13 protein-coding genes are annotated in these 15,130 nt (G+C 71.2%); 10 read left to right on the forward strand and 3 right to left on the reverse strand.

The genetic code is table 11. The features are described from left to right. Positions 1-14 precede the first annotated feature (14 nt). On the reverse strand, positions 15-872 hold the full coding sequence (locus G6N37_RS24550) for a cutinase family protein (RefSeq protein WP_174813886.1): 858 nt from the start codon (positions 870-872) through the stop codon (positions 15-17). A 120-nt stretch (positions 873-992) separates the two neighbouring features. On the opposite strand from G6N37_RS24550, the gene eccB reads away from it, so the two are divergent. Further along, positions 993-2,369 (forward strand): type VII secretion protein EccB, encoded by a 1,377-nt coding sequence (gene eccB / locus G6N37_RS24555; RefSeq protein WP_269475734.1) that lies wholly within the window; start codon positions 993-995, stop codon positions 2,367-2,369. Here eccB and mycP read toward each other — a convergent pair. Together mycP and eccD are read right to left on the reverse strand one after the other, a co-directional pair. Further along, a complete protein-coding gene (mycP, locus tag G6N37_RS24560; protein ID WP_163683969.1) occupies positions 2,334-3,635 on the reverse strand; it encodes a type VII secretion-associated serine protease mycosin in 1,302 nt (433 codons plus the stop codon). The genes eccB and mycP overlap by 36 nt on opposite strands. Further along, positions 3,632-5,044: a type VII secretion integral membrane protein EccD gene (eccD, locus tag G6N37_RS24565; RefSeq protein ID WP_163683971.1), complete on the reverse strand. Its 1,413-nt coding sequence runs from the start codon at positions 5,042-5,044 to the stop codon at positions 3,632-3,634. Before eccD ends, mycP begins: the two co-directional genes overlap by 4 nt. A gap of 94 nt (positions 5,045-5,138) precedes the next feature. On the opposite strand from eccD, the gene eccCa reads away from it, so the two are divergent. The 9 genes from eccCa to G6N37_RS24610 all read left to right on the forward strand — a co-directional run bounded on the left by eccCa (position 5,139) and on the right by G6N37_RS24610 (position 15,129). Continuing rightward, positions 5,139-8,828 carry a type VII secretion protein EccCa gene (eccCa, locus tag G6N37_RS24570; protein WP_163683973.1) on the forward strand — a complete coding sequence of 1,230 codons (3,690 nt, stop codon included), beginning with the start codon at positions 5,139-5,141 and terminating at the stop codon, positions 8,826-8,828. After that, positions 8,825-10,057, forward strand: coding sequence for a type VII secretion-associated protein (locus G6N37_RS24575; RefSeq protein WP_163683975.1), 1,233 nt, complete (start codon positions 8,825-8,827; stop codon positions 10,055-10,057). The genes eccCa and G6N37_RS24575 overlap by 4 nt, the downstream gene beginning before the upstream one ends. A 49-nt stretch (positions 10,058-10,106) precedes the next feature. Continuing rightward, positions 10,107-10,424: a WXG100 family type VII secretion target gene (locus G6N37_RS24580; protein WP_163683977.1), complete on the forward strand. Its 318-nt coding sequence runs from the start codon at positions 10,107-10,109 to the stop codon at positions 10,422-10,424. 16 nt (positions 10,425-10,440) lie between these two features. Then, complete coding sequence (locus G6N37_RS24585) at positions 10,441-10,737, forward strand: WXG100 family type VII secretion target (RefSeq protein ID WP_232075179.1); 297 nt, start codon at positions 10,441-10,443, stop codon at positions 10,735-10,737. 222 nt (positions 10,738-10,959) lie between these two features. Continuing rightward, positions 10,960-11,403 carry a 50S ribosomal protein L13 gene (gene rplM / locus G6N37_RS24590; RefSeq protein WP_007172542.1) on the forward strand — a complete coding sequence of 148 codons (444 nt, stop codon included), beginning with the start codon at positions 10,960-10,962 and terminating at the stop codon, positions 11,401-11,403. Continuing rightward, positions 11,400-11,897, forward strand: a complete 498-nt coding sequence (gene rpsI, locus G6N37_RS24595) for a 30S ribosomal protein S9 (protein WP_163683981.1) — start codon at positions 11,400-11,402, stop codon at positions 11,895-11,897. Before rplM ends, rpsI begins: the two co-directional genes overlap by 4 nt. 148 nt (positions 11,898-12,045) lie before the next feature. Further along, a complete protein-coding gene (gene glmM / locus G6N37_RS24600) occupies positions 12,046-13,383 on the forward strand; it encodes a phosphoglucosamine mutase (RefSeq protein ID WP_163683983.1) in 1,338 nt (445 codons plus the stop codon). A 43-nt stretch (positions 13,384-13,426) separates the two neighbouring features. Beyond that, positions 13,427-13,756 carry a type VII secretion target gene (locus G6N37_RS24605; RefSeq protein WP_163683985.1) on the forward strand — a complete coding sequence of 110 codons (330 nt, stop codon included), beginning with the start codon at positions 13,427-13,429 and terminating at the stop codon, positions 13,754-13,756. A 2-nt stretch (positions 13,757-13,758) separates the two neighbouring features. Continuing rightward, positions 13,759-15,129: a hypothetical protein gene (locus G6N37_RS24610; RefSeq protein ID WP_163683987.1), complete on the forward strand. Its 1,371-nt coding sequence runs from the start codon at positions 13,759-13,761 to the stop codon at positions 15,127-15,129. The last annotated feature ends 1 nt before the right edge of the window (position 15,130 follow it).

Genomic DNA, 15,130 nt, shown 5'->3' on the forward strand with positions numbered 1-15,130 from the left:
GGACCGGTAACGATTTAGACGAGAGGAGCTTGCGGAGTCACCGTGGTCGGGGCGGCCGGCGCGTTCGGCGCGGTGCCGGTTCCGTCATGGATCGAGGGCGGCGACCCCGGCGGGCTCTGCTGCCCGTACACCGGTGACGGCTGGCCGGGCTGTGTCGGGACGGGGCCCAGCGGCGGCCCGAACCCGGGAACCGACTGACCCGAGCCGGCCAGCAGCTTCTGGGCGACGAACGCCGCGGCCTGGGTGGTGTACACGGGTACGTAGCCCTCGGTGTGCCCGCTCCACTCGTTACCGGGGCCCGCGTGGCAGATCGGGTCGTTGGGGTTGCACAGGTCGATCGCCTTGGAGCCCAGCAGCGCGCTCTGGGTGGGCAGCGTGCCACCGGCACGGTCGGCCACGTCGCCGAAGGTGGCGACGGCCGCAATGTTGTTGGCGTATTGCGGCGGCAGCGAGTTACCCCAGTTGATGCCGCCGATGGGCACGCCGGCCACGATGTCCATCACCGACGCGCCCTGGGAGTAGCCGCCCAGCACGATCTTGGTGTTCGGGCAGGTTTCCACGCTCTTCTTGACGCGGTCGATGGTGTCGTTGGCGCCGTCGCCGCCGTGCAGCTGCAGCTTGCTGGCGGCGTAGTTCACCCCGTAGGGCAGGATGTTCAGGCTGGTCTGCTGGCGCAGCGAGTCCACGAACGCGTCGCCGACCCGGCCCAGGCCGGGGGGCTCGTTGGTGCCGCGGGCGAAGATGACCTCGACGTCCGGGCAGTCGAATGCGGAGGCGATTGGCGCCGCGGCGGGGGATAGGAGCAGGCCGGAAGCAGTGACCAGTGCAGAGGCCCCGAGCCCGACGCAGCGACCCATGCGGTGAAATTTCACGCCGTAACTTTACCCAACCTAACCAGGGTTCGAAACTTCGCTGACCTGTGGATCAATTAAGCGGTCCCGCGCTCGGCCGCTCTACCGTGTGCCCAACAACTACGCAGGGTGGGGGGACCAGTGCCGCGTCAGCCGGCCATGTGGCTGCACGTCAGCGGGTACCGATTCCTGCTACGTCGCCTCGAGTGCGCGTTGCTGGGCGGCAACGTCCACACCCTCAGCGTCGGCTCGCGTGCGCAAACGGCGGCGCTGACGGTCGGGTGCCTACTGACGGCGGTCGCCGTGGCGGGAGCCGCGCTGGTTGCGCTGCTACGACCCCGGGTCGCGTTGGATGGCACCCAGCTGGTGATGGGGCGGGAATCCGGGGCGCTCTACGTGCGCGTGGGGGATACCTGGCACCCGGTGCTGAACCTGGCGTCGGCGCGATTGATCGCGGCGACGGCGGCCAACCCCCGCCCGGTGCCCGAAGCCGATCTGGCCCGCGCCAAACGGGGTCCGCTGCTGGGCATCCCGGGCGCGCCGCAGCTCATTGGCGAGCCGTTGAGGGCGGACGAATCGGCGTGGACGATCTGCGATACGGACGGCGCCGGCGCAACGACGGTCGTCGTCGGCCGGACCGAAACCGAAGAGGCGACGGCCCGTCGCCTCGGTCCGGGTCAGGCCGCGCTGGTCGCGCCCACCTCGGGTTCGCCGGCCTACCTGCTCTACGACGGCCAGCGTGCCCTTGTCGATGTCGCCGACCCTGCGGTGGTGCGCGCGCTCCGCCTCGAAGGGCGCGCACCGCGACCCGTCTCGCCGTCGTTGCTGAACGCCATACCCGAGGCGCCGCCGATCAGGTCGCCGCGAATTCGCGGCGCCGGCGAGAGGTCGGCCGCGGTGCCCGGGTTCGGGGTGGGCAGTGTGATGCGCATCGCACGCGCCGGTGGTGACGAGTATTACGCCGTGCTGGCCGCCGGGGTCCAGCGCATCGGAGAGGTGGCGGCCGATCTCCTGCGCTTCAGCAACTCCCAGGGCGCCGTCCGTGCCGTCACGGTGACACCCGACGCCATCCGCGCCGCCCCGATCGTCCAATCGCTGCCGGTGGCAGGTTTCCCCGGCCGGGCGCCGACACTGCCGGACGACGGCAGCACCTTCTGCGTCTCGTGGCCGGCCGCGTCACCCGGCCAATCCGGCCCCGCCCTTCTCGCCGGCAGCCGGCTGCCGTTGCCGGCTGGTCAGGCGCCGTTGACCCTGTCACAGGCGGACGGCCACGGCCCCGCGCTGGACGCCGTGTACGTGCCCCCCGGGCGGAGCGTCTACGTGCGAGTCGGCTCGCGCTACCTGGTCACCGACGCCGGGGTGCGGTTCGCGATCCACGACGAAGACGCCGCGCACGACCTCGGGCTGCCCGCGCCGAACCCGGCGCCGTGGTCGGTCCTGGGGGTGCTGCCGGCGGGACCCGAGCTGAGCCGCGCGAAGGCGTCAATCCCCCGGGATTCCGTCCCGGGGACCCCGTAGTCGGCTCACGGCGACACCCGCGGCCAGCGCCATCACCAGGCCGGCGAGGCAGATGGCCGCGCCGCGCAACGCGGTGGTCCGCGCGTGGGCGTTCGGTGCTGGGGCAGGCGGCCGCGCCGCGATCGGCGCGGGCACCGGTGGCGACGCGGACGCCGGCGGAGTGGCATCGCTGCTGACCGCCGTCAGCGGGTCGACGGTGCCGTTGCCGACGAGCGGATCCCAACCCTCGGGCGGGTGATGGGACGTCGACTCGATGCGCTGCATCACCTGCCGCGCGGTCATCGCCGGGAACCGGGATCGGATCAGCGCGGCCAGCCCACTGACCACCGGCGCGGCATAACTGGTGCCGGACACCGGTGCCGAGCCGAGTGGCGTCACCGCCTCGCCGGGGGCGGCGACGTCCACCCAGGGGCCGGCCAGGGTGAATGCCGACGGGGACCCCTCGGCGTTCACCGAACCGACGGTCAGCACGTAGTCGTCGTACCACGCCGGGCTCACCGCGACGGTGACGTTCTCCCAGCCGGCGTCCGGGCGCTGTGGTGGGCATTGCCCGGCCCCGCCGGTGTTCCCAGCTGCGGCCACGACGACGGCATTCTTGACGTCCACGGCGTAGGCCAGTGCGGCGCCCAGAGCACGGTCATCGAGCGCCGACGCGACCGGAACGCACGCGACCGCGGAGATGTTGATCACCGACGCGCCGAGGTCGGCGGCAGTGCGGACGGCTTTCGCCATGGTGTCGACGTCGCCCACGCCGCCGCGCGACCGATCGTTGGTGGGGGAGAACTTCCCGCTGGACTGCCGGATGCTGATCAGGGTGGCTTCGGGCGCCATTCCGCTGAAGCCGGCTGCCGCCGAATCCTTTGACGCACCGATGATCGCGGCCACCAGGGTGCCGTGGGCGTCGCAGTCCTGGGTGCCGTCGCCGCTGGACACGTAATCCCCGCCGGGCACCACCTCGGGTAGCAGTCGATGCGGCGAAACACCGGTGTCGATGACCGCGACCCGCTGCCCGGCGCCGCGGGAGAGCTGCCAGACCCGCGCCATGTCGGGGAGTTCGGTCGGTCGACCGGGCGCCGTTGCCGTGGCCATCGTCGCGCACACCTCGCGTTGCACGGTGGGCGACGGCGGCGCGGGCCGTGCGGGCTTCGGCAACCACTTGTCGTCGACCCGCGGCGGTGAAACCGCCTGCGCCGGAGCCGTTCCGGCCAGTGAGGCGGCCACCAGCGCCGGCACCGACAGCAGGCGGGCGGCGCGCGAGGCCCTCACGTGAGATTCATTCCCCGCGCCGCACCATACAGTCCACAGATCCAGAAGGTCAGTGGGACGACCGTGACCAGCGCCAGCCACTCCAGCGCCTCGACGCTACGGCGTGCAAACGGTGAAAGCGACAACGTCGGAGCGGCGAAGCCGAGGTAGATCGCCGCCGCCGCCAGCGTTGCCGTCGCCGCGGCCACCCATGGCCCGTGCCCGGCGGCCCGGAAGGCGGCAACGCCGAAAGTTGTTCCCACCACTGCGATTCCGGTGATCGAAAAGGCCATCATCCGTCGGCCGTCGGTGGACCGTGCACGCAGCAGTAACAGGGTGCCGGTGACGCCGCCGAACGCCATGCACGACAAGCGCGGTGCGCCGGCCAAGACGGTGACGATCGCGCCGACGGCCGCCGCCGACGAAAACCCGGCAAGCAGGCTCGACAGCCAGGCATCGGCGCGGAGGGTTTGCCCGGCCACGGCGGCTTCGGTCTCGTCCGTGTCCGAGCCGGCCGCCAGCCGGGGTGACAACCCCGCCAGGACGATCGATGCCCGCGCCGCCGTCCCGAGCAAGCCCAGCGACACCAGCGCCGCCGCCGCACCGATGGCCCGCGGCGGGGCGGCAGTGATCGCGCCCGCCAGTGCGGCGCCGGCGACGACCGCCGCGACGCATGACACGGCTGTCAATGTGACCGCGCCGCAGCCGGACCACCGCGCCGCCAAAACGCAGGTGGCGGCCGCCGCCGTTGCGGCCAGCAATACGTGGCAGACTCCCGGGGCGCCGGGGACCGCCAGGAAACCGGCGACCCCGGCGAACGCGGTCGCGATGACGCTGAGCGCCACCCCGGCGCCCACATCCCGGTAGGCCCGGTGCGCAACCGCGGCGGACAGCAGGGCGACCAGGCCCGCAACCATGACCGCGCCCAACGTGGCGCGTTCCTCATGGGTTGCATTGGTGCTGACCGCGTTCCGGGCTATCGCCAGCCCGCCGATGGCGGTCACGCAGATAGCGGCGATCGCGCCGGCGAGCCGGGCCACCGGTCGGCGCCCGGGGCCCGGAGCCGAAGCCGCCGCCAGCGTCTCCGCCGCCGCCTCCGCGACGTCGTGGTGACGCGCGGCGGGTGGCGGGGCCGAGGCACGACTCAGAAGCAGTACGGTGCCGTCCGGGATTCCGCTTTGCGCCAGCGTCTTCGACGGGTCCAGCGCGGCGGAGCCGGGCAGTGACAGGCGGTAGTGCTCGGCGGTCAGACCGTCACCGGCGTCGCCCGGCTGCAGGATGTCCACGATGGACGGGGTCAGCACGGTGACGGGAATCCCGGCCGGCAGGGACAGATCCGCGACGGCGGTGCCGGAGTGGATTGACACCCGGCGCAGCCCCGGATCGGTTGCAGGCAAGAGTGATCCCTTCGGTCGGATTGCCGCGAACATAGCCAGCTTTCGGTCGGCGGGTGTGCGGGTGTCCACAGGTGACTTGTCCTCGGCTTCGGTGCTGCCTACCGTTCGCCGAACGGAAGGGGACGAGATGACCCAGGCTTTCGTGCCGGTGCCGCGGCGGCCACCACCGACGGTGCCAACCGAGGACGTCGTCATCGATGCACCGCCCGACCCGCCGGCGCCGGCAGCGCCCGGACTGCTGCCCCGGCTGCTGCCGTTCGCGCTGGCGATAGCCGGGATCGGCGTCATGGCGGCGGCATTGCGCTCGGGGCAGGGCGGCGCACGCGCCCCCGCCTTGGTGGCCTTTCCGATCATGATGTTGGCCTCGTCTCTGGTGACCGTGCTGTCCGGGCGTGTCCGCCGCGGGCACGGTGACATCGAGGCCGATCGCCTTCGTTACCTCGAATACCTCAGCCGGCTGCGCGACACCGTCGTCGAAACGGCCGCCGCGCAGCGGTTCTCGCTGATGTGGAGTCACCCCGAGCCCGGCACACTGTGGACGTTGATCGGCGGCCCCCGAATGTGGGAGCGACGAGCCGCCGACCCCGACTTCTGCCTCGTCCGAGTCGGCACCGGGGCCCAGCCGCTCGCCACGCCGTTAGTTGCCCCGCCGACGAGCGAGCCTGCCGATCCGGTCACCGTCGCCGCCGTGCACCGCTTCATGCGAATCCATTCGACGGTCGCCGCGCCCATCGCCATCGGCTTGCGCCAAAGTCCGCGGGTCCGCGTCGACGGTGATGCGACCGCCGCACGCGGAACGCTGCGCGCGATGATCTGCCAACTCGCCCTCTTTCACCCTCCCGATCAGCTGCTGATCGTCGCCGCGACCAGCGACCGGAACCGTCGGCACTGGGAATGGTTGAAATGGTTGCCGCACAACCACCATCCGACCGACGCCGATGCGGCGGGGCCGTTGCGCATGGTGTACCGCACTGCGGGGGAGGCGCGAGACGCGCTCGCCGGTGCGCGGCCGGCGCACGCGGTGGTGGTCGCCGACCTGGACGAGGACGTCGACGGGTTCGCGGGCGCGACCATCGTCGAAGTCGGCCGCGGCCGCGACGGCGCACCAGTGACGGTCAGCGCGTTGGGCGAAACTCGTCGGCTTTCGCGCCCCGACCGGATGGAGCCCCTGGACGCGCTGGTATGCGCCCGGCGGCTGGCGGCGTACCGGGGCGGCGCGGGTCTCCACGGCGGCGACGGTGGAGGCTGGCCGGGCCTGGTGGGAATCGACGGCGTGGATCGCTTCGATCCGGTTGTGTTGTGGCGCAACCAAGACCACCGTGACCGGTTGTGCGTCCCGATCGGAACCAGCGCTGACGGCGCGCGGCTGACGCTGGATATCAAGGAGGCCGCCGAACACGGCATGGGTCCGCACGGGCTCTGCGTCGGCGCCACCGGATCGGGCAAATCGGAGCTACTGCGAACGATCGCGCTGGGCATGATGCTGCGCAACTCTCCCGAGGCGCTCAACCTGTTGCTCATCGACTTCAAAGGCGGCGCAACGTTTCTCGATTACGCGCGGGCTCCGCACGTGGCGGCGGTCATCACGAACCTCGCGGACGACGCGCCGCTGGTGGCCCGGATGCGCGACGCCCTGGCCGGTGAAATGAATCGCCGGCAGCAGCTGCTGCGCGCCTCGGGCTGTGTCAGCGCCGCGGCGTACGAAATCAAGCGGCGCGCGGGCGCGGCATCGGTGGCGCTGCCCACGTTGTTCATCATCGTTGACGAATTCTCCGAGCTGCTCAGCCACCACCCGGATTTCGCCGACATGTTCGTGGCTCTCGGGCGGCTCGGCCGGTCGCTGGGCATGCATCTGTTACTGGCCAGCCAGCGGCTCGACGAGGGCCGGCTGCGCGGACTGGACGCCCACCTGTCCTACCGGATCTGCCTGAAAACACTGTCGGCCGCCGAATCACGCGCCGTGCTGGGAACACTCGACGCGTACGAACTGCCGAACGAGCCCGGCGGGGGCTACCTGCGTACGAGCGCCGGTGAACTCATTCGCTTCTCCGCCGCGTACGTTTCGGGACCGGCGCAGTCCTGCGCGCCCGCCTCCCGGACCATGACGGCGCCGTGCGTACAGAGGTTCGGCACCGAGAAAGTCGGCGAGACCATTCGCGCCGTCGAGGCCGGCGCGTCGTCGGAGCGTTCGGTCTTGCAGGCGATCCTGGACCGGCTGGCCGGGTACGGACCACCCGCGCACCGGGTCTGGCTGCCACCGCTGGGCCCGGCGCCCGCCCTGCACGCGCTGCTTCGCGACGAGGTGCCCGCGCCGGCCGCGCTGACGGTTCCCCTCGGCATCGTCGACCGGCCGTTCGAGCAACGCCGGACGCCGCTGATAGCCGACTTGCGCGGAGCCGCGGGGAATGTGGCGCTCGTCGGGGCGCCCCAAACGGGTAAGTCGACGGCGCTGCGCACGCTGGTGACCGCGTTGGCGGCCACTCACGACGCGCGGCAGGTGCAGTTCTACTGCCTGGACTTCGGCGGCGGAACGTTGGCTTCGACACGGACGATTCCGCACGTCGGTGCGGTCGCCTGCCGGGCCGAACCGCGGCTCGTCACGCGCATCGTTGCCGAATGCGAGTCGGTCATCCGGTCACGGGAAACCATTTTCGGCGACCACGGGATCGGCTCCATCGCGGAATACCGTCAGCTACGGGCGCAGCACAAGGCGTGGGACGCCGACCGGTTCGGCGACGTGTTCCTCATCATCGACGGCTGGGCGAGCTTGCGTGAGGAATTCGGCGATCTGGAGGCATCGGTCACCGCCATTGCGACTCAAGGACTTTCGTTCGGCGTGCACGTCGTCCTGTCGGCTTCGCGGTGGGCCGACATCAGGCCGGCGCTGCGGGACCAGATCGGCACGCGCATCGAGCTGAGGTTGGGCGATCCCGCGGATTCCGAACTGAACCGGAAGGCGGCCCGACACGTTCCCCAGGACAGGCCCGGGCGTGGTCTTTGCGGCGACGGTTCACACATGATGATCGCCTTACCCCTGGCTGAGATCGGTCCGAGTGACCTTGTTGCACCGCCCATCCCGTTGTTGCCGCAGCTGGTGGAGCTTGACACCGTGGTGGGGCGGGCGGGTGACTCTATCGTGCTGGGCATCGACGAGCGCCGACTGCAGCCGGTGACGCTCGAGTTCGACCGACAGCCTCATCTGTTGGTGCTGGGAGACCAGGAGTGCGGGAAGACCGCGACGTTGCGGGCCCTGTGCCGCGAGATCGTGCGTACCAAGACCCCCGAGGAAGCCCACCTCGTGATCGTCGACTTTCGGCGCTCGCTGCTCGGTGTCGTCGAGTCGGGGCACCTCGGTGGCTATGCCGTGTCGCCGGGCGCGCTCGCTGGACTGCTGCCAGATCTGCTCGACCTCTTACGGCGGCGAATGCCCGCGGCCGACGCGACCCAGGAGCAGCTGCGAGCCGGGTCATGGTGGTTCGGGCCGGACCTCTACCTCGTCGTCGACGATTACGACCTGGTCGCCGGCCCGGGCGGCAACCCGCTGACGCCCATCGTCGAATACCTGCCTTACGCAGCGGATCTCGGGTTGCATCTGGTCGTCGCCCGGCGCAGCGGCGGCGCGGAGCGCGCGTTGTTCGAGCCGCTGCTGGCCGGATTGCGTGACGTCGGCTGCATGACGCTGACGATGAACGGATTCCCTTGTACGGAGGCGCCATTCGGCGCCCGTCGCCCCGCGCGGCTCCCGCCCGGCCGCGGTGTCCTGCTCACCCGCGGGGGTGACGAACTGCTCGTCCAGGTGGCCTGGAGCGCGCCGTGAACGCGCATCGCGCCGTGATCGAAGCCGGGCCCGGCACGATTCGCCGATTATGTTGCGGGACAAGCGCCGCCGCCGATGACGGGCCCTCGCAGCTCATCGCGGCGGCGCTCGGCGCGGTCGACGATCGGGTGACGCTGGTGGGCGAGCAGCCGGTTGCCGTCGTTTCGCTGTGGAGTGATGCGCTGCGGTCGGCGGTCTGTACGCGTGCCGATGGCATGGTCGTCGTGCATCCGTCCTGGTGGTCGTCGTCGCGCATCGGAACGCTGAGTTCGGCTGCGGCCGCCGTGTCCGACGACGTGCTCGTACGGCCGCGGTCGTGGTTGCTCAGGCAGGCTGCCCAGGCCGACGGCGAACCGACGATCGTGGTGGAGATCACCGACGGGATGGTGGTGGTCGGCGGTGCCGAACTCATCGCGATACCGCGTCGGCCCCCACCGCGTTCCGTGGCCGGCGAGGTGGTGTCCGCCGTCGCGGGCATGCCCGCGGCCGTCGTGCTCATCGACGCACCGGGGTCGGTCCGCGAAGCGCCGGCCCTTGCCGCGTCGATCGCCGGCGCCGTGCGGTCCAACGGGCAGACGGCGCTGCACATCGACGACAACCGGCTGGTCCGGCTGGCCCGATCGGTGGCGTCCGATCGCCACGAGCCGACCGTGGCACCCGGATGGGGTGATCGTGTCCGGTCCCGTGCACAGATGCTCCGCGGCCTCGGCGCGGCCGCCGTTGTGCTCGCCGTGTCGGCCCCGGCCGCGACCACGGTCGGCCGGCACCGCGCGTCAACCCCGCCGCCGGCGGAGGCCGCGCCCACCACATTCCTGGTGGAAGGCCGGGTGGCGGTGACGGTGCCCGCGGATTGGCCCGCGCAACGGGTGATCGTCGGGCCGGGGTCGGCGCGAGTACAGGTCACATCGCCTTCGGATCCCGAAGTGGCGCTGCACGTCACGCAGTCGCCGGTCACCGGCGAGACCTTGAGTGGCACCGCCGAGCGGTTGAAACGCGCGATTGAGGCGGAGCCCGACGGATCGTTCGTCGACTTCAATGCCTCCGGCACCAGCGTCGGCAGGCCGGCGGTGACGTACCGCGAAGTCCGCGCCGGCCATGACGTGCGGTGGACGGTGTTGCTGGACGGGCCGGTGCGGATCGGGCTCGGATGCCAGAGCCGGCCCGGGAAGGAAGAGGCGGTCCGTGCGGTGTGTGAGCAGGCGGTGCGGTCGGCCCACGCGATCGGATGAAGCCCGAAAACGGTGGAACCAAACGCACGCCGACACGGTCGAATTCAGTATGGCGACACCGAACACACTGAGCACCGACTTCGACCTGATGCGGTCGGTCGCGGGTACCACGGATGCCCGCAACGAGGAGATCCGGGCCATGCTGCAGGCGTTCATCGGCCGCATGAGCGAAGTGCCGCCGTCGGTGTGGGGCGGGGTCGCCGCCGCACGGTTCAGGGACGTGGTGGATCGCTGGAACGCCGAGTCGTTGCGGCTCTACCACGTCCTGCACGCGATCGGCGAGACGATCCGGCACAACGCGGCCACCCTGCAGGAGGCCGGCCACGACCATGCGACCCACATCGCCGCCGCCGGCGGAAACCTGTGATCGAGAGGACTCATCGGTGGAATCGGCACTTTCCTATAACTTCGGCGAAATCGAGTATTCGGTGCGCCAGGAGATCCACACCACGTCGGTCCGTTTCAATGCGGCGCTGGACGAACTGAGGTCGCAGATCGTCCCGTTGCAGCAGCTCTGGACCCGCGAGGCGGCGGCCGCCTACCAGGTCGAGCAACAGAAGTGGCACCAGGCGGCGACCGCCCTCAACGAGATCCTGGTCGATCTCGGAAATGCGGTGCGCGACGGCGCGCAAGAGGTGGAGAACGCCGATCGGCGGGCGGCCGGCGTCTGGGGACGGTAGCCGCAGCACCATGGTCGTCTGTGTGGTCCCGGCGGGGGAGAGCCGTCGGGACCACACAGTCGTTTTGACCTGCGGGGACGTCCGTCGGTAAGCTGCTCGGTTGGCGTGCGGTACGCCGGGGCCTCGGGTCAATGTCGGTCGCCGAGATGAACCCCACCGCGAACGCCTGACCGGCACCCGGCTCGACCCGGGATCCACCTCGAGAAAGAAAAGGTAAGCGCTGTGCCCACCTACGCGCCAAAGGCGGGTGACACCACGCGGTCGTGGTACGTCATCGACGCCACGGACGTGGTGCTTGGCCGCCTTGCCGTCGCGGCAGCCACCCTGCTGCGCGGCAAGCACAAGCCGACGTTCGCCCCCAATGTCGACGGCGGTGACTTCGTCATCGTCATCAACGCCGACAAGGTCGCCCTGTCCGGCGACAAACTGCAGAGCAAGCTGGCTTACCGCCACTCGGGGTATCCCGGCGGCCTGCACTCGCGCACGACCGGCGAGCTGATGGAAAAGCACCCCGACCGCGTCGTCGAGAAGGCGATCGTCGGCATGCTGCCCAAGAACAAGCTCAGCCGTCAGATCCAGCGCAAACTCCACGTCTACGCCGGCCCGGAGCACCCGCACGCCGCTCAAAAGCCGGTTCCGTACGAGATCAAGCAGGTGGCCCAGTGACCGAAACGACCGAGGCCCTGGAAACCACGGCCACCCCGGAAGCCCCGGAAACCCCGGACGTCCCCGCCGAGGCGCCCGCCCCCGCGGCCGCCGAGGCCTTCGTCTTCGACCGGCCCATCCAGACCGTCGGCCGCCGCAAGGAGGCCGTGGTGCGGGTGCGCCTGGTGCCCGGCACCGGCAAGTTCGACCTCAACGGCCGCAGCCTCGAGGACTACTTCCCCAACAAGGTGCACCAGCAGCTCATCAAGGCCCCGCTGGTGACGGTCGACCGGGTGGACAACTTCGACATCTTCGCCCTGCTGCACGGCGGCGGGCCGTCGGGACAGGCCGGCGCCCTGCGCCTGGGCATCGCCCGGGCGCTGATCGTGGCGCAGCCCGAGGACCGGCCGGCGCTGAAGAAGGCGGGCTTCCTCACCCGTGACCCGCGCGCCACCGAGCGCAAGAAGTACGGGCTGAAGAAGGCCCGCAAGGCGCCTCAGTACAGCAAGCGCTGATCAACCATCACTTTCTGGCCGCAACGGGGCCTCAAACTGGGGCGTGCCGCGCATCCATCGGCGTGTCTGCGCCCAAACGTGCCCCGTTTCGGTCAGAAAAGAACGGGCACGTTAGTGCTGAACCGTCAATTGTGAGAGGTTTGTCCGCATGGGTCGACTATTCGGCACCGACGGTGTCCGTGGGGTCGCCAACCGGGAGTTGACCGCCGAGTTGGCGCTCGAGCTGGGCGCCGCCGCCGCGCGGCACCTGGCCAGCGCGGGCGGCCCGGGCCGGCGCGTCGCCGTGATCGGGCGCGACCCCCGCGCCAGCGGCGAGATGCTGGAGGCCGCGGTGATCGCCGGGTTGACCAGCCAGGGCGTCGACGCGCTGCGGGTCGGGGTGCTCCCCACGCCCGCGGTGGCCTACCTGACCGGCGCGTACGACGCCGACTTCGGGGTGATGATCTCGGCGTCGCACAACCCGATGCCCGACAACGGCATCAAGATCTTCGGCCCCGGCGGCCGCAAGCTGGACGACGACACCGAGGACCGGATCGAGGCGCTCGTCACCGCCGAATCCGCGCTGCGCCCGGTCGGCGCCGGAATCGGCCGCGTCATCGACGCCGAGGACTCCGCCGACCGCTACCTGCGCCACCTGAGCAAGGCCAGCACGCTGCGGCTCGACGGCCTGACCGTGGTGGTCGACTGCGCGCACGGCGCGGCCTCGTCGGTGGCGCCGCGTGCCTACCGCGCGGCCGGTGCGCGGGTCATCGCGATCAACGCCGAGCCCAACGGCCTGAACATCAACGACAACTGCGGCTCCACCCATCTTGATTCGCTGCGCACGGCGGTCATCGCGCACCGGGCCGACCTCGGCCTGGCCCACGACGGCGACGCCGACCGCTGCCTGGCCATCGACGCCAACGGCGAACTCGTCGACGGCGACGCCATCATGGTCGTGCTCGCCCTGGCGATGCGCGAGACCGGCGAGCTGGCCTCCGACACCCTGGTGGCCACCGTGATGAGCAACCTCGGGCTGCACCTGGCCATGCGCGCCGAAGGGATCACCGTGCGCACCACCGGCGTGGGCGACCGCTACGTCCTCGAGGAACTGCGGGCCGGCGACTACAGCCTGGGCGGCGAGCAGTCCGGCCACATCGTGATGCCCGCGCTGGGTTCCACCGGCGACGGCATCGTCACCGGTCTGCGGCTGATGAACCGCATGGCGCAAACCGGCTCGTCGCTGACCGAGCTCGCCGCGCCGATGCAGACGCTGCCGCAGGTGCTGATCAACGTCCGGGTCGCCGACAAGGACACCGCCGCCGCCGCGCCCGCCGTGCGCACCGCCGTCGGCGACGCCGAGGCCGAACTCGGCGACACCGGCCGAATCCTGTTGCGCCCCTCCGGAACCGAGCCCCTCATCCGGGTCATGGTGGAGGCGCCCGACGCGGACGTCGCCCAGCGCGTGGCGAATCGGGTCGCCGAGGCGGTCAGCTCCGCGCGCTGAATCTCCGCGGAACCCGGGCGCCTCCCCGGGCGTCGGATTAGGCATGAGATTCGACAGGGGAATACGCCCGGTCACCGTGGCCCGCACCGAGATCGACGTCGCGGCGACGCATCAAATCGCCGACCAGTTCCGTGCGGCCGCCGACCTCATCGACCGCGCCCTCAGTGATCAGCTCGGCAGGCTCGCCTTCGGTGGGGCCGCCGCCGGTCGGGCGCACACCGCGCGCGGCGACGCGCTGCGCGTCGAGTTGGGGCGCCTGACCGCCGAAGTGGTGCAGTGGTCGCGCGCGTCCACCGAGATCGCCGCCACCCTGCGGGCCAGCGCCGACCGCTACGCCGACGCCGAAATGTATGCCGCGGAACGGATCGCCTGACGGTGGCCGAGCGGTGGGATGTCGCCGGTCGCCTCGCCGAGGGTCTGCCCGCGGTCGAGCACACCCAGAGCTACGTGCAGGCCTGCCATGCCGTGGGCTACCAACATCCCGACCTGACGGCGCACCCCGCGCAGGCCCGCGATTGGTACGACACCGAAGACGGCCTCGACCTGCGTGCCCTCGACCGTGACTGCGCGGAGCTGCGGGCGGCCGGCGAGGCGATCACCGAAGCGCTGCGGATGCAGCGCGCTCAGGCGGCCGAGCTGGCCGCCGCATGGACCGGGCCGGCCGCGGAAGCCGCGGCGCGGTTTCTGGAACGCCACTGCGACGCCGCAGGTGCAGTGGCAACCGAACTGCGCGCGGCGGCGCAACGGTGCGAATCCCTGCGCGACAACCTGTGGTATCTGGTCGACTCGAAGGTCGCGACTGCCATCGCCGTCGACGACCGCACCCAGGCGCAGCGGCCGGCGTGGCTGGCCGCCGCAGCAACGGTCACGACGGGTGTGGGGGACCGGCACGCCGCCGAGGAGGTGATACGCGAGCAGGTACTGCCCTACGTGGACAACGAGATCCGCAACGACTGGCTCACGACCATGCGGTCGACCCGCGACGGCGTGAGGACCTCCTACGACATGGTCACCGACCGGATGGCCGCCGCGCCGACCGCACGCTTCGAAGCCCCCGGTGAGCTCGGGCCCGGCTACCAACCGCTGCGGGCGGCCTCGCCCAGCACCCCGCCGGTAGCGGTCAACCCCGCGGCCATGACCCAGAGCCCGCCGCAGGATCCCGCGCCGATCGCGACCACACTCGCGCCGGCTCCCGTTCCCGCCGCATCGCAACCGAATTGGGGAACCGCGCTCGGTGACGCCGCCGGCATGTCGGCGGGCGATCTGGGCGGTGGGCTCGGCGGCGGCGGACTCGGCGGCGGCGGGCTCGGCGGCGGTGGTGCGGGCCTGCTCGGGTTGGCCAGCAGGATCGTCGACGCCGTCGGTGGGCTGCTCGGCTCGGGCGACGAGTCGGGGGCCGCCGATCCCTTCGACGAGGACGACGCCTTCGACGAGGACCCCTTCACGCCCGCCGACACGGACGACGACGAGCCGGCGGACACCGAACACACCGAAGACGTCGAGGACACCGAAGGCGGCACGACCGGCGCGGCGGCTCAGCCGCTCGACGCACCCGTGTCGGTCGGCGCTCCGGTGCCCGTCGACGCACCGAGGCCCGCTGACGCACCGCCACCAACCGGCGACGCACCGGTCGGCGCACCGTCGCCACCAATCGGCGCACCCACGGCCGGCGAGCCGGAGCCGCCCACCGATGGGAAGACGCCCTGCGAGATCGCCGCGGACCAGCTGCCGCAAGCCGGGCAGTGAC

The sequence above is a fragment of the Mycobacterium seoulense genome (assembly GCF_010731595.1).
GTDB lineage: Bacteria > Actinomycetota > Actinomycetes > Mycobacteriales > Mycobacteriaceae > Mycobacterium > Mycobacterium seoulense.

Bases quoted from the DNA above. Each gene is read 5' to 3' on its own strand.
- eccCa (WP_163683973.1), top strand. From the start codon at position 5,139: ATGACCCAGGCTTTCGTGCCGGTGCCGCGGCGGCCACCACCGACGGTG.
- G6N37_RS24605 (WP_163683985.1), top strand. From the start codon at position 13,427: ATGAGATTCGACAGGGGAATACGCCCGGTCACCGTGGCCCGCACCGAG.
- eccD (WP_163683971.1), bottom strand. From the start codon at position 5,044: ATGTTCGCGGCAATCCGACCGAAGGGATCACTCTTGCCTGCAACCGAT.
- glmM (WP_163683983.1), top strand. From the start codon at position 12,046: ATGGGTCGACTATTCGGCACCGACGGTGTCCGTGGGGTCGCCAACCGG.
- G6N37_RS24580 (WP_163683977.1), top strand. From the start codon at position 10,107: ATGGCGACACCGAACACACTGAGCACCGACTTCGACCTGATGCGGTCG.